The organism is Streptomyces sp. NPDC046261, from assembly GCF_040646235.1.
Classification (GTDB): domain Bacteria; phylum Actinomycetota; class Actinomycetes; order Streptomycetales; family Streptomycetaceae; genus Streptomyces.
This window is the reverse complement of the sequence record NZ_JBEYZU010000001.1, coordinates 383,599-401,280: the sequence shown is the minus strand read 5'-3', so window position 1 is coordinate 401,280 and position 17,682 is coordinate 383,599. Positions and strand designations below refer to the sequence as shown.

Here is a 17,682-nt window from a genome sequence, read left to right as displayed (position 1 = left end):
AGGCGGCGGTCAGGAACCGGACTCGGTCCGCTCCATCGCCTGCCGGAACTTCTCATAACCCGCCAGTTCCGCGACGTCCCCGGCCTTGCGGTTCCGGGCCGCCCAGCTCCCCCACAGGGCGGCGACCACCGCCGCACCCACCGGAATCAGCAACCAAGCAAGCGCCGCCATGCCGGCCTCCGACCCCATACGCGATCACAACTGAACTGATGAGCAGATTAGTCGTCTTCGGTCTCAACGCTTACGTCAGGGTGCCGGTTACGCAACCAGGGACGGTCCGTAAGTGGGCGACTTTGACGCTCCGCGACGGAGCTAGATCCCCACCCACTCCTCGGCCCCGTCGGCGAACCTCTGGTGCTTCCATATCGGCACCTCGCTCTTGAGGTCGTCGATGAGTCTTCGGCACGCCTCGAACGCCTCCGCCCGGTGCGGGCAGGAGACGGCCACCACCACCGCCAGGTCCCCGACGGCCAGCTCCCCCACGCGGTGCACCGCGGCCATCGCCCGTACGGGAAAGTCCGCCGCGACCTTCTCCGCGACGCGGCGCAGCTCGGCCTCCGCGGTGGGGTGCGCCGAGTAGCCGAGCGCCGAGACGTCCGCGCCGCCGTCGTGGTCACGCACGGTGCCCACGAAGAGCGCGGTGCCGCCCGCGGCGTCGTCGCCGACCGCCGTGAAGACCTCGTCCAGGGACAGCGGGGCGTCCCGGACCGCGAGAAGCCGGATGGGGTCCGCGGCCGCGAGTTCGCCGGGGTGGTCGTGGGTGCGCGCCATACGGTCCATCGTGCCGTACCGGAGCGGCTGCGGGGAACGGTGGTTCGACCGGTTTTCCGGCGCACCACCGCGCGCGGTCCTACGGGCCCTGCCGGGCCCTACAGCCTGCGGCGGGCCTTGCGGGCCCGGCGCACCAGCGCGGCGGTGCCCAGCAGCGCGACAGTGGCGCCGGCGGCGCCCGCGGCGGTGGCGTCCTTGCGGCCCAGCCGGCGGCCGGCGACCGTGTGCCGGCCCGCGACCTCGTCGAGCAGCTCCGCGAGGACCTCCTCGTTGGTCCACCGGGGCCGCCAGCCGGCGTCGTGGAGCCGGTGGCCGCTGACCACCCAGGGGTGCATCGTGTATTCCAGGTCGCCGGCCGGCGACGGGGTGAGGCCCAGGCGGTGCAGGCGCGAGGCCGCGCCGAGGGCGACGGCCGAGGGCAGCTCCATGCGCCGGATGCCGGTGAGCTCCTCGACCTCTTCCTGCTCGAGCCAGCCGTCGCAGCCGACGGCGAGCTCGCCCTCGGCCTTCTCCAGGGCGGCGAACTCCAGCGCGCTCACCAGATCCTCCACGTGGCAGAACTGCCAGGTGGGCCGGGATCCGGCCACCACCAGGAGGCGGGGTGACTCGAAGTAGCGGGTCAGTGCGGTGTCGGTGCCGCCGACCAGGACGGCGGGGCGCAGCACCGTGACGTTCAGGCCGGGGTGCGCCCGGGGCGCGCGCCTGGCCAGCCGCTCTATCTCCAGCAGGTCGCCCACGCCCGTCGCCTCCGCGGTCGCCCGCAGCTCGGCGTCCTCGGCGAGGGGTACGTCGTTGTCGGGGCGGGCGCCGTAGACCATGGCGGAGGTGCACAGCACCACCCGGTGCACGCCGGCGGCCGCCGCGGCCGTCAGCACGGTCTGCGTACCGCGCACGTTGTAGGCGGTGCGGGCGGCGGCGTCGGTCTCCAGGTCCAGGTCGAGCGCGAGGTGGACGACCACGTCGACGCCCCGCAGCTTCTCGGCGATCACGGGGTCGCGGACGTCGAGCACGTGCCATTGCGCCTCGCTCACGTCCCCGCGGCGCTCGTCGATGGCCACGACGTGCTTGATCTCCTCGGACGCGGCGAGCCGCCGCGTGAGGAGCGCGCCGACGCCGCGGGCGGCACCGGTGACCGCGACGACGGGCCGTCGGCCGTGCGGGGTCGTACTGTCCAGCGCGGAACCGTTTCGCGCTGCGCGAACTTCTCGGTCGGGGGAACTCACCGGGCGTCTCCAGCGGTTGTCTTCAGTACGTATGTGCCATCACGTTTGTCATGACGCGTACGTACCAGGTGACGTCCATCCTGCCGCAGGCCCCGGGCGAGCGGAGCACCAAGCCCGGATAGCGGCGAGGTGTCTACGCTTGGTGGTGTTGTCGGGCATTTCGCCGCCGGTCCACAGCCGGCGGCCCTACGAGCCGAGGAAACCCGTGAGTGACACCCCATTCGGATTCGGTCTTCCGCCGGAGGAGCCGGAGAACGGCGACGACGGCAAGAAGAAGGGCGGCGGCCAGGGCGGCCAGGGACCCGCGAATCCGTTCGGGTTCGGCGGGCCCGCAGGCGGTGGGGACAACCCCTTCGCCGCGATGTTCGGGTCCATGAACCCGGGCGATCTTGGCGCCGCCTTCCAGCAGCTCGGGCAGATGCTCTCCTACGAGGGCGGCCCGGTGAACTGGGACATGGCCAAGGACATCGCGCGCCAGACCGTGGCCCAGGGCACGGCGGACGGCAGCAAGGACGCCAGCGTCACGGCCGGCGAGCGGGCCGCGGTCGAGGAGGCCGTGCGCCTGGCCGACCTGTGGCTGGACGGCGTGACGTCGCTGCCGTCGGGTTCGGGCACGGCCGTCGCCTGGAGCCGCGCGGAGTGGGTCGAGGCGACCCTGCCCGTGTGGAAGGACCTGGTGGACCCGGTCGCCGAGCGCGTCGGGGCGGCCATGGGCGGTGTGCTGCCCGAGGAGATGCAGGCCATGGCGGGCCCGCTGCTGGGCATGATGCGCAGCATGGGCGGCGCGATGTTCGGCACCCAGATCGGCCAGGCCGTGGGCGTGCTGGCGGGCGAGGTGGTCGGTTCGACCGACATCGGCCTGCCGCTGGGCCCCGCGGGCAAGGCCGCGCTGCTGCCGGTGAACATCGAGGCCTTCGGCTCCGGCCTGGGCGTCCCGCAGGACGAGGTGCGGCTGTACCTGGCCCTGCGCGAGGCCGCCCACCAGCGGCTCTTCGCCCACGTGCCGTGGCTGCGCTCGCATCTGTTCGGTGCCGTCGAGGGCTACGCCCGCGGCATCAAGGTCGACACCTCCAAGCTGGAGGACGTCGTCGGCCAGCTCGACCCCTCGCACCCGGAGCAGCTGCAGGAAGCTCTCCAGCAGGGCATGTTCCAGCCGGAGGACACTCCGGAGCAGAAGGCCGCGCTGGCCCGCCTGGAGACCGCGCTCGCGCTGGTCGAGGGCTGGGTGGACGCGGTCGTGCACGCGGCGGCCGCGCCGCATCTGCCGTCCGCCGGTGCCCTGCGCGAGACGCTGCGCAGGCGGCGTGCCTCCGGCGGCCCGGCGGAGCAGACCTTCGCCACGCTGATCGGCCTGGAGCTGCGTCCGCGCCGGCTGCGGGACGCCTCGCGGCTGTGGGCCTCGCTCACGGACGCGCGGGGCCTGGAGGGCCGTGACGGCCTCTGGGAGCACCCGGACATGCTGCCGACGGCCGCGGACCTGGACGACCCGGACGGGTTCGTCCACCGCGAGCACCTGGACTTCTCCGAGCTGGACAAGATGCTGGGCGAGGCCGCGAAGGGCTCCGGGGAGAAGAAGTCCGACGAGGGCGACAAGGGCGCAAAGGGCGAAGGCGACGACACGAAGTGAGCCTTCACGAGAACGCGGTCCTCGTTCTGAAGGAGTACGGGGACCAGGACGAGCTGCGCGGCCTGTACCTGGACCACCTGGGCACGCATCCCGACGGGATGTGGAAGCCCTGTCAGGCCGGGCACGTCACGGCGAGCGCCCTGGTGATCGACCCCGAGCGCGGCAGGGTGCTGCTGACGCTGCACCGCAAGCTGCGGATGTGGCTCCAGATGGGCGGCCACTGCGAGCCCGGTGACGCCACGCTCGAGCAGGCCGCGCTGCGCGAGGCCACCGAGGAGTCGGGGATCGCGGGCCTGACGCTGCTGCCGGGCGGCCCCGTGCGGCTGGACCGGCACCCGATCCCCGCGCCCTGCAACTGGCACCTGGACGTGCAGTACGCGGCCCTGGTGCCGGAGGGAGCCGTGGAGGCCATCAGCGACGAGTCACTGGACCTGCGCTGGTTCCCGTACGCGGAGGTGGCCGGTGTCGCGGACGACTCCGTCGTCCAGCTGCTGCGGCGGACGCTCGCGCGTCTGTGACGAGCTGATCGGTAAGGGGCGGTCGCCACGGCGACCGCCCCTTACTCATGCCCTGACCGCGCGGCGACGCGCAGGGGCTCAGTTGGACCAGATGTTGCCCTGGTTCTGGCCGTGCGCCCCGTTCTGGCCGAAACCGTACTGCGCGGCGAGGCCCTGGCCGATCTGCGCGCCCTGCGGAGGCAGCAGCTCGCTGGGCTGGACCAGGACGTAGCCCTGGCCCTGGAAGCTGAGCTCCCAGCCCTCGCCGGTGTTGCCGCGCCGGCGCCACACGCTCGACGAGGACGTCTGCGCCTGCATGTTGACGCGCAGCGAGGACGACCAGGCGACGACGGCGTCCGCGTCGGCGTAGACGTAGTTGTGTCCCGTGGAGTGGAGCATCAGCGGCTGGCCCGAGGTCATCAGCGCGACCTTGCCCTGGCCGGTGATGTTGAGGTTGTACGCGCCGGTGCCGGAGATGCCCTGCTGGCTGTCCACCGCGATCGTTTCCCAGTGCAGGGTGGAGTCCAGCGCGAGGACGTACGCGCCGTCCACGGTCAGCCCGTCGCGGTCCACGTCGACGACGTGGACGTGCTGGGCGAGGTTGGCGAGGAAGACCGTGCCCTGGCCGGAGCAGCGCATCAGGTCCAGGCCCTCACCGGTGTGCGCCTGGGCGCGCTGCTGGGTGCGCGTGCGGTACTCGCCGTCGAACTCGATGAGGCCCTGGTAGGCGACCATCGAGCCCTTGCGTGCGAGGACGTCGTCGTGTCCGGTGAGCGCCACGCGCAGCATCTGCGGGTTCTGCAGGGCGTAGCGGTCCTGCGTCTGGGCCTCGGTGTGGCCGAAGAGCGGGCTCTGCATGTCTGTCGTCGTCCCCTCAGCCCCGGGCCCGGAGCCGGTCGGTGCTGTCCTCGCTGGGCTGTACCACTACGAATCCCTGGCCGGAGAAGCCCAGTTGATACGCCTCGCCACTGCCGCGGCCGATCATCGAGGAAGCCTTGAAGCTGCGCTTCCCCTTCATCCGCAGGTTGGTGGACCAGGCGACGAGGGCGTCAGGGTCCACGTACGTCTCGTCCTCGCCGCGGCCGCAGTCGACGACGATGGGCGTGCCGCGCGAGGTCAGCGCGACCCAGCCGGTGCCACTGACGACGACGTTGAACAGGCCCTGTCCGGCGAACTTGGCCATCCCCTTGACGCGTTCGACGCCCCACTGCAGGTGTGCGTCGAAGGCCAGCAGGTTGGTGCCGTTGACGGAGACCGATTCGCCGTTGAGGTTGATGCAGACGACGTCCGCGCCGTAGTCGGCGAGGTAGAGGATGCCGTCGCCGGTGCACTTCATGAGGGGAGCGCCCTCGCCGGTGATCCACTGGGAGGCCATCTGGCGGACGGCGGGGGCGTTCGCCTCGTACTGGATGTAGCCCTCGTAGGCGACCATCGAGCCGGTGCGGGCGAACAGGTCGTGGCCGCTCTGCATGGCGACCTTGAGCATGCTGCTGCCGTGGTTCTCCATGCGGGCGGCGGGCGGGGTCGGGGCGTGGCCCGAGATCAGCGACTGGTCCATGACGGGCTCCCTCAGACCTCGTAGGGCTGGACGACGATGAAGTTTCCGGGCGCGCCGCGGAATTGGAGATTGACGGTCTCCCCGCTGTGGCCCGGGTAGGAGTTGCGGCGCAGCCGCACCTGGCTGGACATGACGACCTGGGCGGCCGCCGACCAGGCGACGATGGCGTTGCTGTCGGCGTAGGTGGTCGGGGTGACCGGCAGCACCACCGGGGTGCCGTGCGTCTTGACGACGACGGTTCCGGTGCCGTGGAACTGCATGGTGAACAGGGCGCCGCCGGGGATGCCGTGGCCTTCGATCCGGCGGACCTCGTGGTGCAGCGACTCGTCGAAGGCGAGCACGGCGTCGGCGGAGACGCAGATCGCGTCGTTCTCCAGCTGGATGGGGTGGACGTGCGCGGAGTTCTCGGCGAGGAAGACCTGTCCGCGGCCGGTGCAGCGCATCAGCTGCATCTCCTGGCCGGTCGCGTTCCCGACGATGCGGCCCATGAAACCGGCGCCCTTGTAGCTGAAGTCGACCTTGCCCTGGTAGAGGACCATGCTGCCCTGCCGGGCGAGCACGGGCTGCGGGTCGGCGCCCAGGTCGACGCGGATGAGGCTGTGGTTCTGCAGGGTCCAGCGCTGCCCGTTGGGTGCCTCGCGGTACTTGTCGAAGGCCCCCTGGACGCCGGGTACGACGGGACCCGCGCCGGTGCCCTGCGGCGCCGCGGCGGGCGCGGGGGCTCCGTACGGGGCGGGCTGGCCCGGATAAGAGTGAGCGGGCTGGGCCGGCATGACCGGCTGGCCGTAGGACTGCTGGGCGGGGTAGCCCTGGGCGGGCGCGGCCGGCTGGCCGTACGGGGCGGGCTGGCCGGGCACTCCGGGCGGGCCGGGGGGCGGCGGGACGGCACCGCCGGGCGGGGTCTGGCCGCCGGAGAAGTACCCGGGAGGCGCGAGGGGCGCGGCCATGGTCGCGGCCATGTGCGCCTGCGGGGCCGCGGGCGGCGCCGGCGGCGTGCTGCCGGGCGGAGGCGGCGTGCTGCCCGGCGGGGGCGCGAAGCCCTGCGCGGGTACGGGCGCGGGGGCCGGGGCCGGTGCCGGGGCCGGTGCCGCGGGGGCCGGTTGGGCGGCGGCGGGCGGTGCGAAGGCGGGGGGCGCGCTCGCCTGCGCGGGAGGCGCGAAGGCGGGGGCGGGCGCGGCAGGCACAGGCGCGGGCTCCTCCTCTTCCAGCACCTCGCCGCCGAAGTTCCTCAGCAGCGCTTCCAGGCCACCGTCGAAGCCCTGCCCGACGGCGGCGAACCGCCAGACGTCCTTCAGATAGAAGTCGCCCAGCATCACCGCGCGCTCGGTGCTGAACTCGGCACCGGTGAAGGAGTAGCGGGCCACCTCCACGCCGCCCGCGACGACGCGGAGGTAGCCGGGGCCGACCTGCGACATCTGGCCGGCGCCGTCCACCGTCGCGGTGAAGGAGAGCTTGTGGATGTGCGCGGGGACGCGGTCGAGGGTGACGCGGAAGGACTCCGTGTCCCCGGCCTGCGCCCCGAGCTGCTGGATCGCCTCCTCGGGCGACTTCGGCTGGTTGAAGAAGATGAAGTACCGGTCGTCGGAGAGCCGCTCGGCGGCGTCGAGGCCGAAGCAGCTGATGTCGAAGGACAGACCGGGGCCGCCGATCTGCACTCCCACGTACAGATCGGTCCCCGCCGTCAGGTCACTGATCTTGGCCTTGTGGCCGCGCTGGAATTCCCTGGACATGCGTGACGACCGTCCCCCATCCGAACCTGTGGTGAATGCGTTGCGCCAGGCTAACGGCTGACACCGACAGGGCGTGATTCCGGGGAGGGGCTCGTCACTCGCCGCGGGCGGCGGGAAGGTGGGGCAGCCGGTCGGCGGCGACCACGCCCTCGAGGTATCCGCGGGCACGCTCGGTGCGCGGGTAGGACGTGAGGAGCCGCCAGAACTCGGGCCCGTGCCCCGGGACGAGCAGGTGGCCGAGCTCGTGCAGGAGGACGTAGTCGACGACGTACTCGGGCATGCCCTGGAGGCGGTGCGACAGGCGGATGCTGCCTTCGGCGGGGGTGCACGAGCCCCAGCGGGTGTTCTGGTTGGTCACCCAGCGGACGCTGTCGGGGCGCGCCCGGCCGTCCAGATACTGCTCGGAGAGGCGGCGGGCCCGGTCGGCGAGCTCGGCGTCGCCGAGCATCCGCTTGCTCTCCTGCGCCGCGAGCTTGTCGAGCATCACGGTGACCCAGCGCTGTTCCTCGGCGTCCGACATGCGGGCGGGGATGAGAACGATCGTGCGGTCGCCCTCGCGGTAGGCGGAGACCGTCCTGCGTCGGCGCGCGCTTCGTCGGACCTCGACCGCACGGGCCTCCGAGGCCGTCTGGAGCGGGCTCGGGGCGCTGCGCGGTGGTCTTGCGGCGCTGTGCAGAGGATCGACGGGCACGAGCCCGACGTTACCCGCTGGCGGTGCGGGAAGTCCCGCCCCTCCGTCGGTTGTCGGGGGAAACACCCGCAGTTCGCAGGGCTTGTACGACAATCACTCCGCGCCTGTGGATAACTTCGCACGGTGACCGGCCGGGGCGGGCAAGCTGAAGTCCGACCGAGGGGGGAACCATGCAGACCACGTCCTTGAGCTCCACGCCATCCGTGCCCACCACGCCATCCCTGCCCGCCGCGACGGCCGCGGGCTCCGGTGATCGCGGCGTGCCCGCTGCCGTCCGCGTGCCCGCGGCGGCCGCCGCGGGCTTCGCGCATCCGGTGATCAAGCCCGCGCTGCGGCGTGCCTGGCGGAACCGCGACATGGTGCAGTTCGGGGCCGCGCCCGCGCACGCGGTGGTCGTGGGGCCGGTGGACACGGCCACCGGCTGCTTCCTCGGCCTGCTCGACGGGACGCGCGGTATGCCCCTTCTGCGCGAGGAGGCGCGCGGAATGGGTCTGCCGGAGGGCCGTGCGGACGCGCTGGTGGAGCGGCTCGGCGGGGCCGGGCTGCTCGACGACGCGCGGGGCGGCGGCGAGGGGGCCGCGGCGTTACGCAGCCGTGGCGGTGCCCTGGAGCGGCTGCGGCCGGACCTGGCGTCGCTGTCGGTGCTGCACTCCGGGCCCGGGGCGGCGATGCGGCTGATGGCGGCGCGGCAGGCGATGCGGGTGCAGGTGAGGGGTGCCGGACGGGTGGGCGCGGCCGTGGCGGCTCTGCTGTCGGCCTCGGGGGTGGGCCGGGTCGACGTGCTGGACGGCGGTCGCGTCGAGCCGTGGGACGTCTCACCGGCGGGGGTGGGGCCCGAGCGTACCGGGGAGCGGCGGGAAGCCGCCGCGCGGCAGGTGGTCCGGCAGGTCGCGCCCGTGCCCCGGTCCCGGGGCCGGGCCGGCGGGGCGGGGGCGGACCGCGAGCGGGCGGAGGCCGAGCCGCCGCTGGCCCTGGTGGTCCTCGCGCCCCGCGACGGCCTGGCCGCCTACGCACCGGATCCCCTGGCGGCGCATGAGCTGGTCTCCTCGGGGACGCCCCATATGTACGCGGGGGTGCTGGAGGCCACGGGTGTGCTGGGGCCGCTGGTGCTGCCGCGGGCGTCGGCGTGCGCGGGCTGTATCGAGCTGGGGCGGGCCGACCGGGACAGCGCGTGGCCCCGGATGCTCGCCCAGTGGAAGTCCGGCCGCGCCTCGGGGGTACCGTCGTGCGACATGGCACTGGCCACGGTCGTGGCGGGGCTGACCGTGGCGCGGGCGCTCGCCTTCCTCGACGGTGGGTCCACGTCGGGAGCGGGGGTCCGGCTGGAGCTGGCACTGCCGGGTCCGGCCTGGTCTCCCCGGCCCGTCGAGCCGCATCCGCGGTGTCCATGCGGCGCGGCGGATTCCGGGCATCCGGATAGGCCGTGATCACAGGGGCACCGCACGGGACAATGACCCGGTAACCGCCGTCCGCGGCGTGGCTGTTCAGCTAGTTGGAGGGGCGCATGTCTGATCTACCCCGCAAGGCGGTCACCCGTACCGCCAAGTTGGCCGCGCTGCCGTTGGGGTTCGCCGGGCGAACGGCGCTCGGGCTGGGAAAACGCATCGGCGGACGGCCGGCGGAGAAGATCGCCGCAGAGCTGCAGCAGCGCACCGCGGAGCAGCTCTTCGCGACGCTCGGACAGCTCAAGGGGGGTGCCATGAAGCTTGGTCAGGCGCTGTCCGTCTTCGAATCGGCGCTTCCGGAGCAGATCGCCGGCCCCTACCGGACGGCGCTGACCAAGCTTCAGGAGGCCGCGCCGCCGATGCCGACGAAGTCGGTGCACGCGGCGCTGGCGGAGCGGCTCGGGGAGGACTGGCGGGATCTGTTCCTGGAGTTCGACGACAAGCCGTCGGCGGCGGCCTCGATCGGCCAGGTGCACCGGGCGGTCTGGCACGACGGACGCGAGGTCGCGGTCAAGGTGCAGTATCCGGGAGCGGGCGAGGCACTGCTGTCCGATCTGACCCAACTGGGCCGGTTCGCCAAGCTGCTGGGGCCGCTGGTACCCGGCATGGACATCAAGCCGCTCATCACCGAGCTGCGTGACCGGGTGTCCGAGGAGCTGGACTATGAGCTGGAGGCACGGGCCCAGAGCGCGCACGCACGGGAGTTCGCCGGCGATGCCGATGTGACGGTGCCGGACGTGGTCCACCAGAGCGACCAGGTGCTGGTGACGGAGTGGCTGGAGGGGGTGCCGCTGTCCGAGGTGATAGCGCACGGCACCCAGGAGCAGCGGGACCGGGCCGGTCAGCTGCTGGCCCGCTTCCTCTTCTCGGGAGCGGCTCGCACGGGGCTGCTCCACGCCGACCCGCACCCGGGCAACTTCCGGCTCCTGACCGGGGACGCCCCGGACGGGCCGCCGGAGAAGTGGCGGCTGGGGGTGCTGGACTTCGGCACGGTCGACCGGCTGCCGCAGGGGCTGCCCGTCGAGATCGGTAACGCGCTGCGCATGACGCTGGCCGGCCAGGCGGACGCGGTCCACGAGCTGCTGCGCGAGGAGGGGTTCGTCAAGCCGGAGATCGAGCTGGACCCGGGGGCGGTGCTCGACTATCTGCTGCCGATCATCGAGCCGGCGCAGGTGACGGAGTTCACGTTCACCCGTGACTGGATGCGGGCCCAGGCGACGCGGATCGCCGATCCCCGCTCCCCCGCGTACCAGCTGGCCCGGCAGCTCAATCTGCCCCCGGCGTATCTGCTGATCCACCGGGTGACGATGAGCACCATAGGGGTGCTGTGCCAGCTGGGTGCCACGGTGCGGCTGCGCGAGGAGATGGAGGCGTGGGTGCCCGGGTTCGCGGCGGAGCCCCGGACTCAGGACACGCCCGCCTGATGGCGGGGCTCTCCCCGCCGTCAGGCGTGGGTGGGCTCACCACCAGGACGAGTCGAGCCGGCCTTCGATCGATCTGATGTTGGCGCGGGCGCAGTCGTCGCAGAAATAGCGACGGCTGCCGTTCTCGACGGAGCAGGTCCAGGTCGGCGGTGCGCCGTCGGGGGCTGCCTTGCCACAGCGAGCGCAGGTGACGGTCTCGGTGGCCTCAGGGTCCAACTGCACTGGTTCATGCGACTTCCGGTCCACTCCCAGACGATATCCCCGCGGGCGGGCCGGGAGCGGGTGGCGCACCCAACGCGGCGCGGGGCCGGTCCGAACGGACCGGCCCCGCGAGGGCTCACTGCATGACGGCCATGGCCAGAGCACGACGCGCGCGCAGCGAGGCGCGCTCGGCGCGGCGCTGCATGCGGCGGGCGGCGGCCAGCCGTACGGCCGGGCGTTGGGACTCCGCCTCCCGCAAGCGGTCGTGCATATGCGCACGAGCCAGGGCTTCTGGGATGAGTTGCATTTCGAGGTTCCTGTTCTGGCGCGAGGCGGTCGCGCCGAAGGCATCACGGGTGGGGGTGCTGGAGCCGAATGGCTCAGGGGACGGGCGCTGCATCGTCGGGTCCTGCTTCTTGGGGTCGTGCGTCGTGGGGCGGTCGATGGTGCCGGTGGTGATCATGCGTTGACCGGGTTCTTGCGCGGGCGGCCACGGGGCCGCTTGCGGGCGACGACCACACCCTGGACGAACAGTTCGCCGCCCCAGACGCCCCACGGCTCGCGGCGGTCCTTGGCGCCGGCGAGGCAGGCCGCACGCAGCGGGCAGGTCTGGCAGAGCGACTTGGCGTACTCCACGTCAGCCGGGGACTCGGCGAAGAAGACCTCCGGGTCATAGCTGCGGCAGGGGACCGGGACGCCGAGGTTCTCGATGGCGTCGTCGAGGTCGGTCAGGGCGGTGAGCGGGGTCAAGGTGTCCTCCGTGGGGACAGGCGGGGGGATCAAGTCGGTCGCTACTGACGGGGTGTGTGCCTTGAGTTGCACGGTGTGTCATTCCTCGTCTGTTGTTCCGGCTGGTGGCCGGGCTGGTTTCCCCAGGCTGGGGGCAAACAAAAGGGCCGCGGATCCCGGTGTGGGTTCCGCGGCCCTGGAAGGTGCCGACCTGATCGCGCCGATCAGGCTGGATCTCTCCAGGGTTCGAGCCCACGGAAGGCCCACGTCTTGGGAAGGTGGTGCTGTGCGTTCAGGGATCCGGCGCCATTGGCGGCCGCCGTCGGGGCATAGGCCTGGGCCTGTGCCGCTGCTGCTGCCTTTACCTGGGACGCGTTGGCCGGTCGCCGTTCGGGACGGACCGACGCCTCACCGGACAGACCGGTGCCCTGGAACGGGCCGAAGGTGAAGGCGAGCATGCTGGCGGAGCCGACCTGGCGATCGGTCATTTTGTTGCTGGCGATAAAGCTGATCATTGTCTCCGCCTCCCTTCGGCGTCTTCGGGGACCGGGTGAAACCGGTCCAGGTCTTCGGTTCAGTACAGCATGGATCCAACGAATCCCGGTAGTACCGCAGAGCCGTCGTTTCCCTGCTCGGAAGGCTATGGGTAGGCCCTCCGCGTGCGCAAACTATTTTTCCGGAGATTCTTCGGAGGTGTCCTGGGACACGTGTTCCGAGGTCGGCTCCTCGCCCGCGCACAGGGCCAGGACGTCGGCTCCGAACCTGCCGAGCTTCCGTGCCCCGACACCAGAGATGCCCGCCAGCTCCGATTCGGTTCCCGGAACGGCCTCGGCAATCGCGAGGAGCGTCTTGTCGGTGAAGACGCAGTAGGCGGGCTGGCCCAGCTGCCGGGCCTGCTCGGCCCGCCAGTCGCGCAGCCGTTCGTAGAGGGCCTCGTCGAGGTCGCAGGGGCAGTCCTCGCAGCGCATCAGTTTGATCTCGCCCGCGTCGGTCAGCGTCCGCCCGCAGACCCGGCAGCGCGCGGGCCCGCGCCGCTTGCGGACGGCCCCCCGCTCGATGCCGCCCTGCCCGCCCGCGCCCGGGGAGCCGGGGCGCGGGGCCGCGGAGCCCGGCCGCAGCCCGTTCAGGAAGCGGGTGGGCCGCCGGGAGGGGCGGCCGCCGGGGGTACGGGAGAGCGCCCAGGAGAGGGAGAGGTGGCAGCGGGCGCGGGTGACGCCGACGTAGAGCAGCCGGCGCTCCTCCTCCACCTGCTCGTCGGTCTTGGCGTAGGTGATCGGCAGCATGCCCTCGGTGAGCCCGACGAGGAAGACGGCGTCCCACTCCAGGCCCTTGGCGGCGTGGAGTGAGGCGAGTGTCACACCCTCCACCGTCGGGGCGTGCTGGGCACTGGCCCGCTCGTCGAGCTCGGCCACGAGATCGGCGAGGGTGGCGCCGGGCCTGGCCCGGACGAAGTCCTCGGCGAGCCGCACCAGGGCCGCCAGGGACTCCCAGCGGTCGCGCACCGCGCCCGAGCCGGCGGGGGGCTCGCTCGTCCAGCCCCGGGTGCTGAGCACCGCGCGGACCTGCGAGGGCACGTCCTCGGCGGCCGCCAGCTGCGGGTCGGAGTGGCCGCCGGCCCGGGCGGCGCCGCGCAGCAGCAGTCCGGCCTCCCGCACCTCGGGGCGCTCGAAGAACCGCTCGGCCCCCCGCAGCTGATAGGGCACGCCGGCATCGGCCAGAGCCTGCTCGTAGACCTCGGACTGGGCGTTGATGCGGTAGAGGATCGCGATCTCGCTCGCGGGTACCCCGGCGTCGATGAGGTCCCGCACGCGCCGGGCCGTGCCCTCGGCCTCGGCGGGCTCGTCGGCGTACTCGCCGTAGACCGGCTCGGGGCCCGCGTCGCGCTGGGAGATCAGCTCCAGCCGGTGCTCGGCGGCGCGGCCGCGGGCCTGGGAGAGCAGGCCGTTGGCCAGGTGCACGACCTGGGGCGTGGAGCGGTAGTCGCGGACGAGCTTGACGACCGTGGCGCGCGGATGGCGGGTGCGGAAGTTGAGCAGGTGGTCGGGGGTGGCGCCGGTGAAGGAGTAGATCGTCTGGCTGGCGTCGCCGACGACGCACAGATTGTCCCGGTCCCCCAGCCACAGCTCCAGCAGCCGCTGCTGGAGCGGGCTGACGTCCTGGTACTCGTCGACCACGAAGTGCTGGTACTGGCGGCGCACGGTCTCGGCGATGTCGTGCCGGTCCTGGAGCACCCCGACCGTCAGCAGCAGGACGTCCTCGAAGTCGATCAAGCCGCGGTCGCGCTTGAGCTGCTCGTACGTGCCGTAGACGCGGGCGATCTCGGCGGGGTCGCGGGGGACCTCGCGGCCGGACTTGGCGGCGGCGGCCGGATAGTCCTCGGGAACGGTCTGGGTGACCTTCGCCCACTCGATCTCGGCCGTCACGTCACGCAGCTCGTTGCGGTCCAGCCGCACCCCGCAGCGCGCGGCCCCCTCCGCGACGATCTGGACCTTGCGCTCCACCAGCCGGGGCAGCTCCCCGCCCACGGCCTTGGGCCAGAAGTACTGGAGCTGGCGCAGAGCGGCCGAGTGGAACGTGCGCGCCTGGACGCCGCCCGCGCCGAGCTGGCGCAGCCGGCCGCGCATCTCGCCCGCGGCACGGTTGGTGAAGGTGACGGCGAGCACACTGGAGGGCTGGAGCACGCCGGAGCGGACGCCGTACGCGATGCGGTGGGTGATCGCGCGCGTCTTGCCCGTACCGGCTCCGGCCAGCACGCACACCGGTCCGCTGAGGGCCGTGGCCACCTCGCGCTGCTCGGGGTCGAGCCCGTCGAGCACCGCGTCGGCGGAGTCCGGCGCCTGCGGGAAGAGAGTGGAGTGCGTTGCTGCTGTCACCCCGCCATGCTGCCAGGTCGGCGGAGGCGACCGGGAATGTTGTCCACAGGCGGGGCAGGGTGGTCGTACTAATACGACCGGTGGGAATGGCTGGGTACAGGTGCGCGTTAGACCTCCGGAACAGCACCGAGGAATTCGAGGAAAAGGAGCGCGGGTCGCATGTCGAGCAGCGTGACGATGTACAGCACCACCTGGTGCGGCTACTGCCGCCGGCTGAAGAGCCAGATGGAGCGCGAGGGCATCGCGTACAACGAGATCAACATCGAGCTCGACGCCGACTCGGCGGCGTTCGTGGAGAAGGCGAACGGCGGGAACCAGACGGTCCCCACCGTTCTCTTCCCGGACGGCTCCACGCTCACCAACCCCTCGCTGGCCCAGGTGAAGGCCAAGATCGGCGCCTGAACGCGGTGCCGGGCCCGTTAGGGCAGCGGCTCGCCGTACCAGAGCTCGATCAGTCGGGCCGCGATCGAGATCCCGGTCGGAGGCAGGACCTCCCCGGACGCGAACGCGGCCCGCAGCTCTTCCCTGGAGAACCAGCGCGCCTCGTGGATCTCCTCGCCGTCCACCTGGATGTCCGAGGACGTGGCCCGCGCCATGAAGCCGAGCATGAGGCTGGAGGGGAAGGGCCAGGGCTGGCTCGCGATGTACTCCACCTCGCCGACGGTCACGCCCGCCTCCTCGGCGACCTCCCGGCGCACGGCCTGCTCGATGGACTCGCCAGGCTCGACGAAGCCCGCGAGCGTCGAGAAGCGGCCCTCCGGCCAGTGCATCTGGCGGCCCAGCAGCGCGCGGTCCTTCTCGTCCGTCACCAGCATGATCACGGCCGGGTCGGTGCGCGGGTAGTGCTCGGCGCCGCAGGCCGGGCAGCGGCGGATGTGGCCGGCGGCCGCGATGACCGTGCGCTCGCCGCAGCGCGAGCAGAAGCGGTGCAGCCGCTGCCAGTTCTCCAGGGCGACCGCGTGGACGAGCAGGCCGGCGTCGCGCGGCGAGAGCAGCAGGCCCGCCTCGCGCAGCCCGGCCGGGCGCGCGGACTGGTCCATGCGGCCCGGCAGCGCGTCCTTCTGCAGCGCGAAGTAGGCCACTCCGTCCTCGTCCTGGCCGAGGAAGTAGCGGTGCGTCTCGGTGACGGGCGCCTCGAAGGCCGGCGTCATCACCAGCTCCGTGCGGCCGTCGGGGGTGTCGTCGACCAGCGCCTGACCGCCGGAGACCACGAAGACCCGCGTCGAGGGGTGACTCCACGCCGCGGAGATCCACGCCTCGTCCAGTCGGTGGTGCGCGGCACGGTCGATGCCGCTGGCACCGCTGAGCGTGATGGGCCGGGTGGCTGCGAATTCGGTCCAGGTGGTCACGGCTGCTTCCAACTCCCCCTACGGATGGTGGTGGTGCGTGTGCGGGTACGTCGCGGGCTGGGCCTGTGGCTTACGGTCCTGTGGCTTACGGTGCGACCCGCGCCTTGCGGTCGGTGTCGGCGCTGTCGGTGTCGGCGAGGTCGCCCCACAGGTAGGCGGCGGTCTCGACGCCCTTCATGAGGAGGTCCAGCTCGACCTTCTCGTTGGGCGCGTGCCAGCCGTCCGACGGCACCGAGATGCCCAGGAACAGCACCGGCGCGCCGAGCGCGTCCTGCAGGTCGGCCGCGGGGCCCGAGCCGCCCTCGCGCGTGAAACGGATCTTCTGCCCGAAGGCGCGGCCCATGGCCCGTACGACGGACCGCAGGGCCGGGTGGTCCAGCGGGGTCAGGCAGGGGCGGGTCGCGCCCCAGAACGTGACCTCGTGCCGGATCCCCTCCGGCAGCGCGGCCGCCACCCACGCGCGTACGGACTCCTGGACGCGGTCCGCGTCCTGGCCCGCGACCAGGCGGAACGAAAGCTTCAGCTGGGCGGTCGACGGCACGATCGTCTTGCCGCCGGGGCCCTGGTAGCCGCCGCCTATGCCGTTCACCTCGGCGGTGGGGCGGGCCCAGATACGCTCCAGCGTGCTGTAGCCGGCCTCGCCGGACGTGCCGTGCGAGTGGGCCGCGCGCAGCCAGCGCTGCTCGTCGAACGGCAGCTCCGCGAAGAGCTCGCGCTCGGCGGGCGTCAGCTCGACTATGCCGTCGTAGAAGCCCGGGACCGTCACCCGGTGGTTCTCGTCGTGCAGGGCGGCGGCCAGGCGCGCCGCCTCCATGGCGGGGTTCGGGACCGCGCCGCCGAACGAGCCGGAGTGGATGTCCTGGTCCGGGCCGTACAGGTCGATCTGGCAGTCGGTGAGGCCGCGCATGCCCGTGCACACGGTCGGGGTGTCCTCCGACCACATGCCGGTGTCGGAGACGATCACCGCGTCGCAGGCGAGGCGGTCGGCGCGGGCGTGGACGAGGGCCGGGAAGTTCGGCGAGCCGGACTCCTCCTCGCCCTCGATCAGCAGCTTGAGGTTGACGGCGGGGGCCGTGCGGCCGGTCGCCGCCAGGTGGGCGCGGACGCCCAGGGTGTGGAAGAACACCTGGCCCTTGTCGTCGGCGGCGCCGCGCGCGTACAGCCTGCCGTCCACGGTCGTCGGCTCGAACGGGTCCGTGTGCCAGCCGTCCTCGCGGGCGGCGGGCTGGACGTCGTGGTGGCCGTAGACCAGGACCGTGGGGGCGTTCTCCTCGCCGGAGGGCCACTCCGCGAAGACGGCGGGGGCGCCGGGGGCACCGTCGGTCCCCGTCTCCCAGACCTCCACCACCGGGAAGCCGGTCTCCTGGAGCTTCGCCGCCAGCCACTGCGCGCTGCGCCGTACATCGGCCGCGCGGGCCGGGTCGGCCGAGACCGACGGGATGCGCAGCCACTCGGCGAGGTCGTCGAGGAACGCGGCGCGGTGGGCGTCGATGTACGCGCGGACGGCGGTGTCCGGGGTGTTGCTCATGCCATCGAGCCTATCCGGCGACGCGGTGTGACCATG

19 protein-coding genes are annotated in these 17,682 nt (G+C 72.5%); 5 read left to right on the top strand and 14 right to left on the bottom strand.

Annotation, left to right across the window (positions count from 1 at the left end):
- Window positions 1-9: 9 nt before the first annotated feature.
- From ABZ956_RS01870 to ABZ956_RS01860, 3 genes are all read right to left on the bottom strand, one after another.
- Complete coding sequence (locus tag ABZ956_RS01870; RefSeq protein WP_361885413.1) at window positions 10-171, bottom strand: hypothetical protein; 162 nt, start codon at window positions 169-171, stop codon at window positions 10-12.
- Window positions 172-312: 141 nt separating this feature from the next.
- On the bottom strand, window positions 313-771 hold the full coding sequence (locus tag ABZ956_RS01865; protein WP_218182905.1) for a molybdenum cofactor biosynthesis protein MoaE: 459 nt from the start codon (window positions 769-771) through the stop codon (window positions 313-315).
- A 98-nt stretch (window positions 772-869) separates the two neighbouring features.
- Complete coding sequence (locus ABZ956_RS01860) at window positions 870-1,994, bottom strand: SDR family oxidoreductase (RefSeq protein ID WP_361885410.1); 1,125 nt, start codon at window positions 1,992-1,994, stop codon at window positions 870-872.
- A gap of 205 nt (window positions 1,995-2,199) precedes the next feature.
- Between ABZ956_RS01860 and ABZ956_RS01855 the strand changes: the two genes are divergently transcribed.
- Both ABZ956_RS01855 and ABZ956_RS01850 read left to right on the top strand, forming a co-directional pair.
- Entirely contained in the window at window positions 2,200-3,621 is a 1,422-nt protein-coding gene (locus tag ABZ956_RS01855) for a zinc-dependent metalloprotease (RefSeq protein WP_361885407.1), read from the top strand.
- A complete protein-coding gene (locus ABZ956_RS01850) occupies window positions 3,618-4,139 on the top strand; it encodes an NUDIX hydrolase (RefSeq protein ID WP_361885404.1) in 522 nt (173 codons plus the stop codon). The genes ABZ956_RS01855 and ABZ956_RS01850 overlap by 4 nt, the downstream gene beginning before the upstream one ends.
- A 78-nt stretch (window positions 4,140-4,217) precedes the next feature.
- Here ABZ956_RS01850 and ABZ956_RS01845 read toward each other — a convergent pair whose 3' ends face one another.
- From ABZ956_RS01845 to ABZ956_RS01830, 4 genes are all read right to left on the bottom strand, one after another.
- A complete protein-coding gene (locus ABZ956_RS01845) occupies window positions 4,218-4,976 on the bottom strand; it encodes an AIM24 family protein (protein WP_361885401.1) in 759 nt (252 codons plus the stop codon).
- 16 nt (window positions 4,977-4,992) lie between these two features.
- Window positions 4,993-5,676, bottom strand: coding sequence for an AIM24 family protein (locus ABZ956_RS01840; protein ID WP_361885398.1), 684 nt, complete (start codon window positions 5,674-5,676; stop codon window positions 4,993-4,995).
- An 11-nt stretch (window positions 5,677-5,687) separates the two neighbouring features.
- Window positions 5,688-7,406, bottom strand: a complete 1,719-nt coding sequence (locus tag ABZ956_RS01835) for a TerD family protein (protein WP_361885396.1) — start codon at window positions 7,404-7,406, stop codon at window positions 5,688-5,690.
- 94 nt (window positions 7,407-7,500) lie between these two features.
- Window positions 7,501-8,097, bottom strand: a complete 597-nt coding sequence (locus ABZ956_RS01830; protein WP_361885393.1) for a M48 family metallopeptidase — start codon at window positions 8,095-8,097, stop codon at window positions 7,501-7,503.
- Window positions 8,098-8,453: 356 nt separating this feature from the next.
- On the opposite strand from ABZ956_RS01830, the gene ABZ956_RS01825 reads away from it, so the two are divergent.
- On the top strand, window positions 8,454-9,524 hold the full coding sequence (locus ABZ956_RS01825) for a ThiF family adenylyltransferase (RefSeq protein WP_361886635.1): 1,071 nt from the start codon (window positions 8,454-8,456) through the stop codon (window positions 9,522-9,524).
- 77 nt (window positions 9,525-9,601) lie between these two features.
- Window positions 9,602-10,966, top strand: a complete 1,365-nt coding sequence (locus ABZ956_RS01820; protein ID WP_361885390.1) for an AarF/ABC1/UbiB kinase family protein — start codon at window positions 9,602-9,604, stop codon at window positions 10,964-10,966.
- A gap of 36 nt (window positions 10,967-11,002) precedes the next feature.
- Here the strand turns inward: ABZ956_RS01820 and ABZ956_RS01815 are convergent, their stop codons facing one another.
- The 5 genes from ABZ956_RS01815 to ABZ956_RS01795 form a co-directional block, all read right to left on the bottom strand.
- Window positions 11,003-11,182, bottom strand: coding sequence for a hypothetical protein (locus tag ABZ956_RS01815; RefSeq protein WP_361886633.1), 180 nt, complete (start codon window positions 11,180-11,182; stop codon window positions 11,003-11,005).
- A 121-nt stretch (window positions 11,183-11,303) separates the two neighbouring features.
- The gene (locus ABZ956_RS01810; RefSeq protein WP_361885387.1) at window positions 11,304-11,630 is read right to left on the bottom strand and encodes a hypothetical protein; all 327 of its coding nucleotides are present in this window, start codon (window positions 11,628-11,630) and stop codon (window positions 11,304-11,306) included.
- A complete protein-coding gene (locus tag ABZ956_RS01805; protein WP_361885384.1) occupies window positions 11,627-11,989 on the bottom strand; it encodes a WhiB family transcriptional regulator in 363 nt (120 codons plus the stop codon). The genes ABZ956_RS01810 and ABZ956_RS01805 overlap by 4 nt, the downstream gene beginning before the upstream one ends.
- A gap of 131 nt (window positions 11,990-12,120) precedes the next feature.
- Window positions 12,121-12,411, bottom strand: a complete 291-nt coding sequence (locus ABZ956_RS01800; RefSeq protein ID WP_361885381.1) for a hypothetical protein — start codon at window positions 12,409-12,411, stop codon at window positions 12,121-12,123.
- Window positions 12,412-12,564: 153 nt separating this feature from the next.
- Window positions 12,565-14,769, bottom strand: a complete 2,205-nt coding sequence (locus ABZ956_RS01795) for an ATP-dependent DNA helicase UvrD2 (protein WP_361885378.1) — start codon at window positions 14,767-14,769, stop codon at window positions 12,565-12,567.
- Between the two features lie 159 nt (window positions 14,770-14,928).
- Here ABZ956_RS01795 and ABZ956_RS01790 point away from each other — a divergent pair, with 159 nt between their 5' ends.
- Window positions 14,929-15,171 carry a mycoredoxin gene (locus ABZ956_RS01790; protein ID WP_361885375.1) on the top strand — a complete coding sequence of 81 codons (243 nt, stop codon included), beginning with the start codon at window positions 14,929-14,931 and terminating at the stop codon, window positions 15,169-15,171.
- Between the two features lie 17 nt (window positions 15,172-15,188).
- On the opposite strand, the gene nudC is transcribed toward ABZ956_RS01790, so the two are convergent.
- Both nudC and ABZ956_RS01780 read right to left on the bottom strand, forming a co-directional pair.
- Entirely contained in the window at window positions 15,189-16,118 is a 930-nt protein-coding gene (gene nudC, locus ABZ956_RS01785; RefSeq protein ID WP_361885372.1) for an NAD(+) diphosphatase, read from the bottom strand.
- 85 nt (window positions 16,119-16,203) lie between these two features.
- Window positions 16,204-17,646 (bottom strand): dipeptidase, encoded by a 1,443-nt coding sequence (locus ABZ956_RS01780; protein WP_361885370.1) that lies wholly within the window; start codon window positions 17,644-17,646, stop codon window positions 16,204-16,206.
- Window positions 17,647-17,682: the final 36 nt, after the last annotated feature.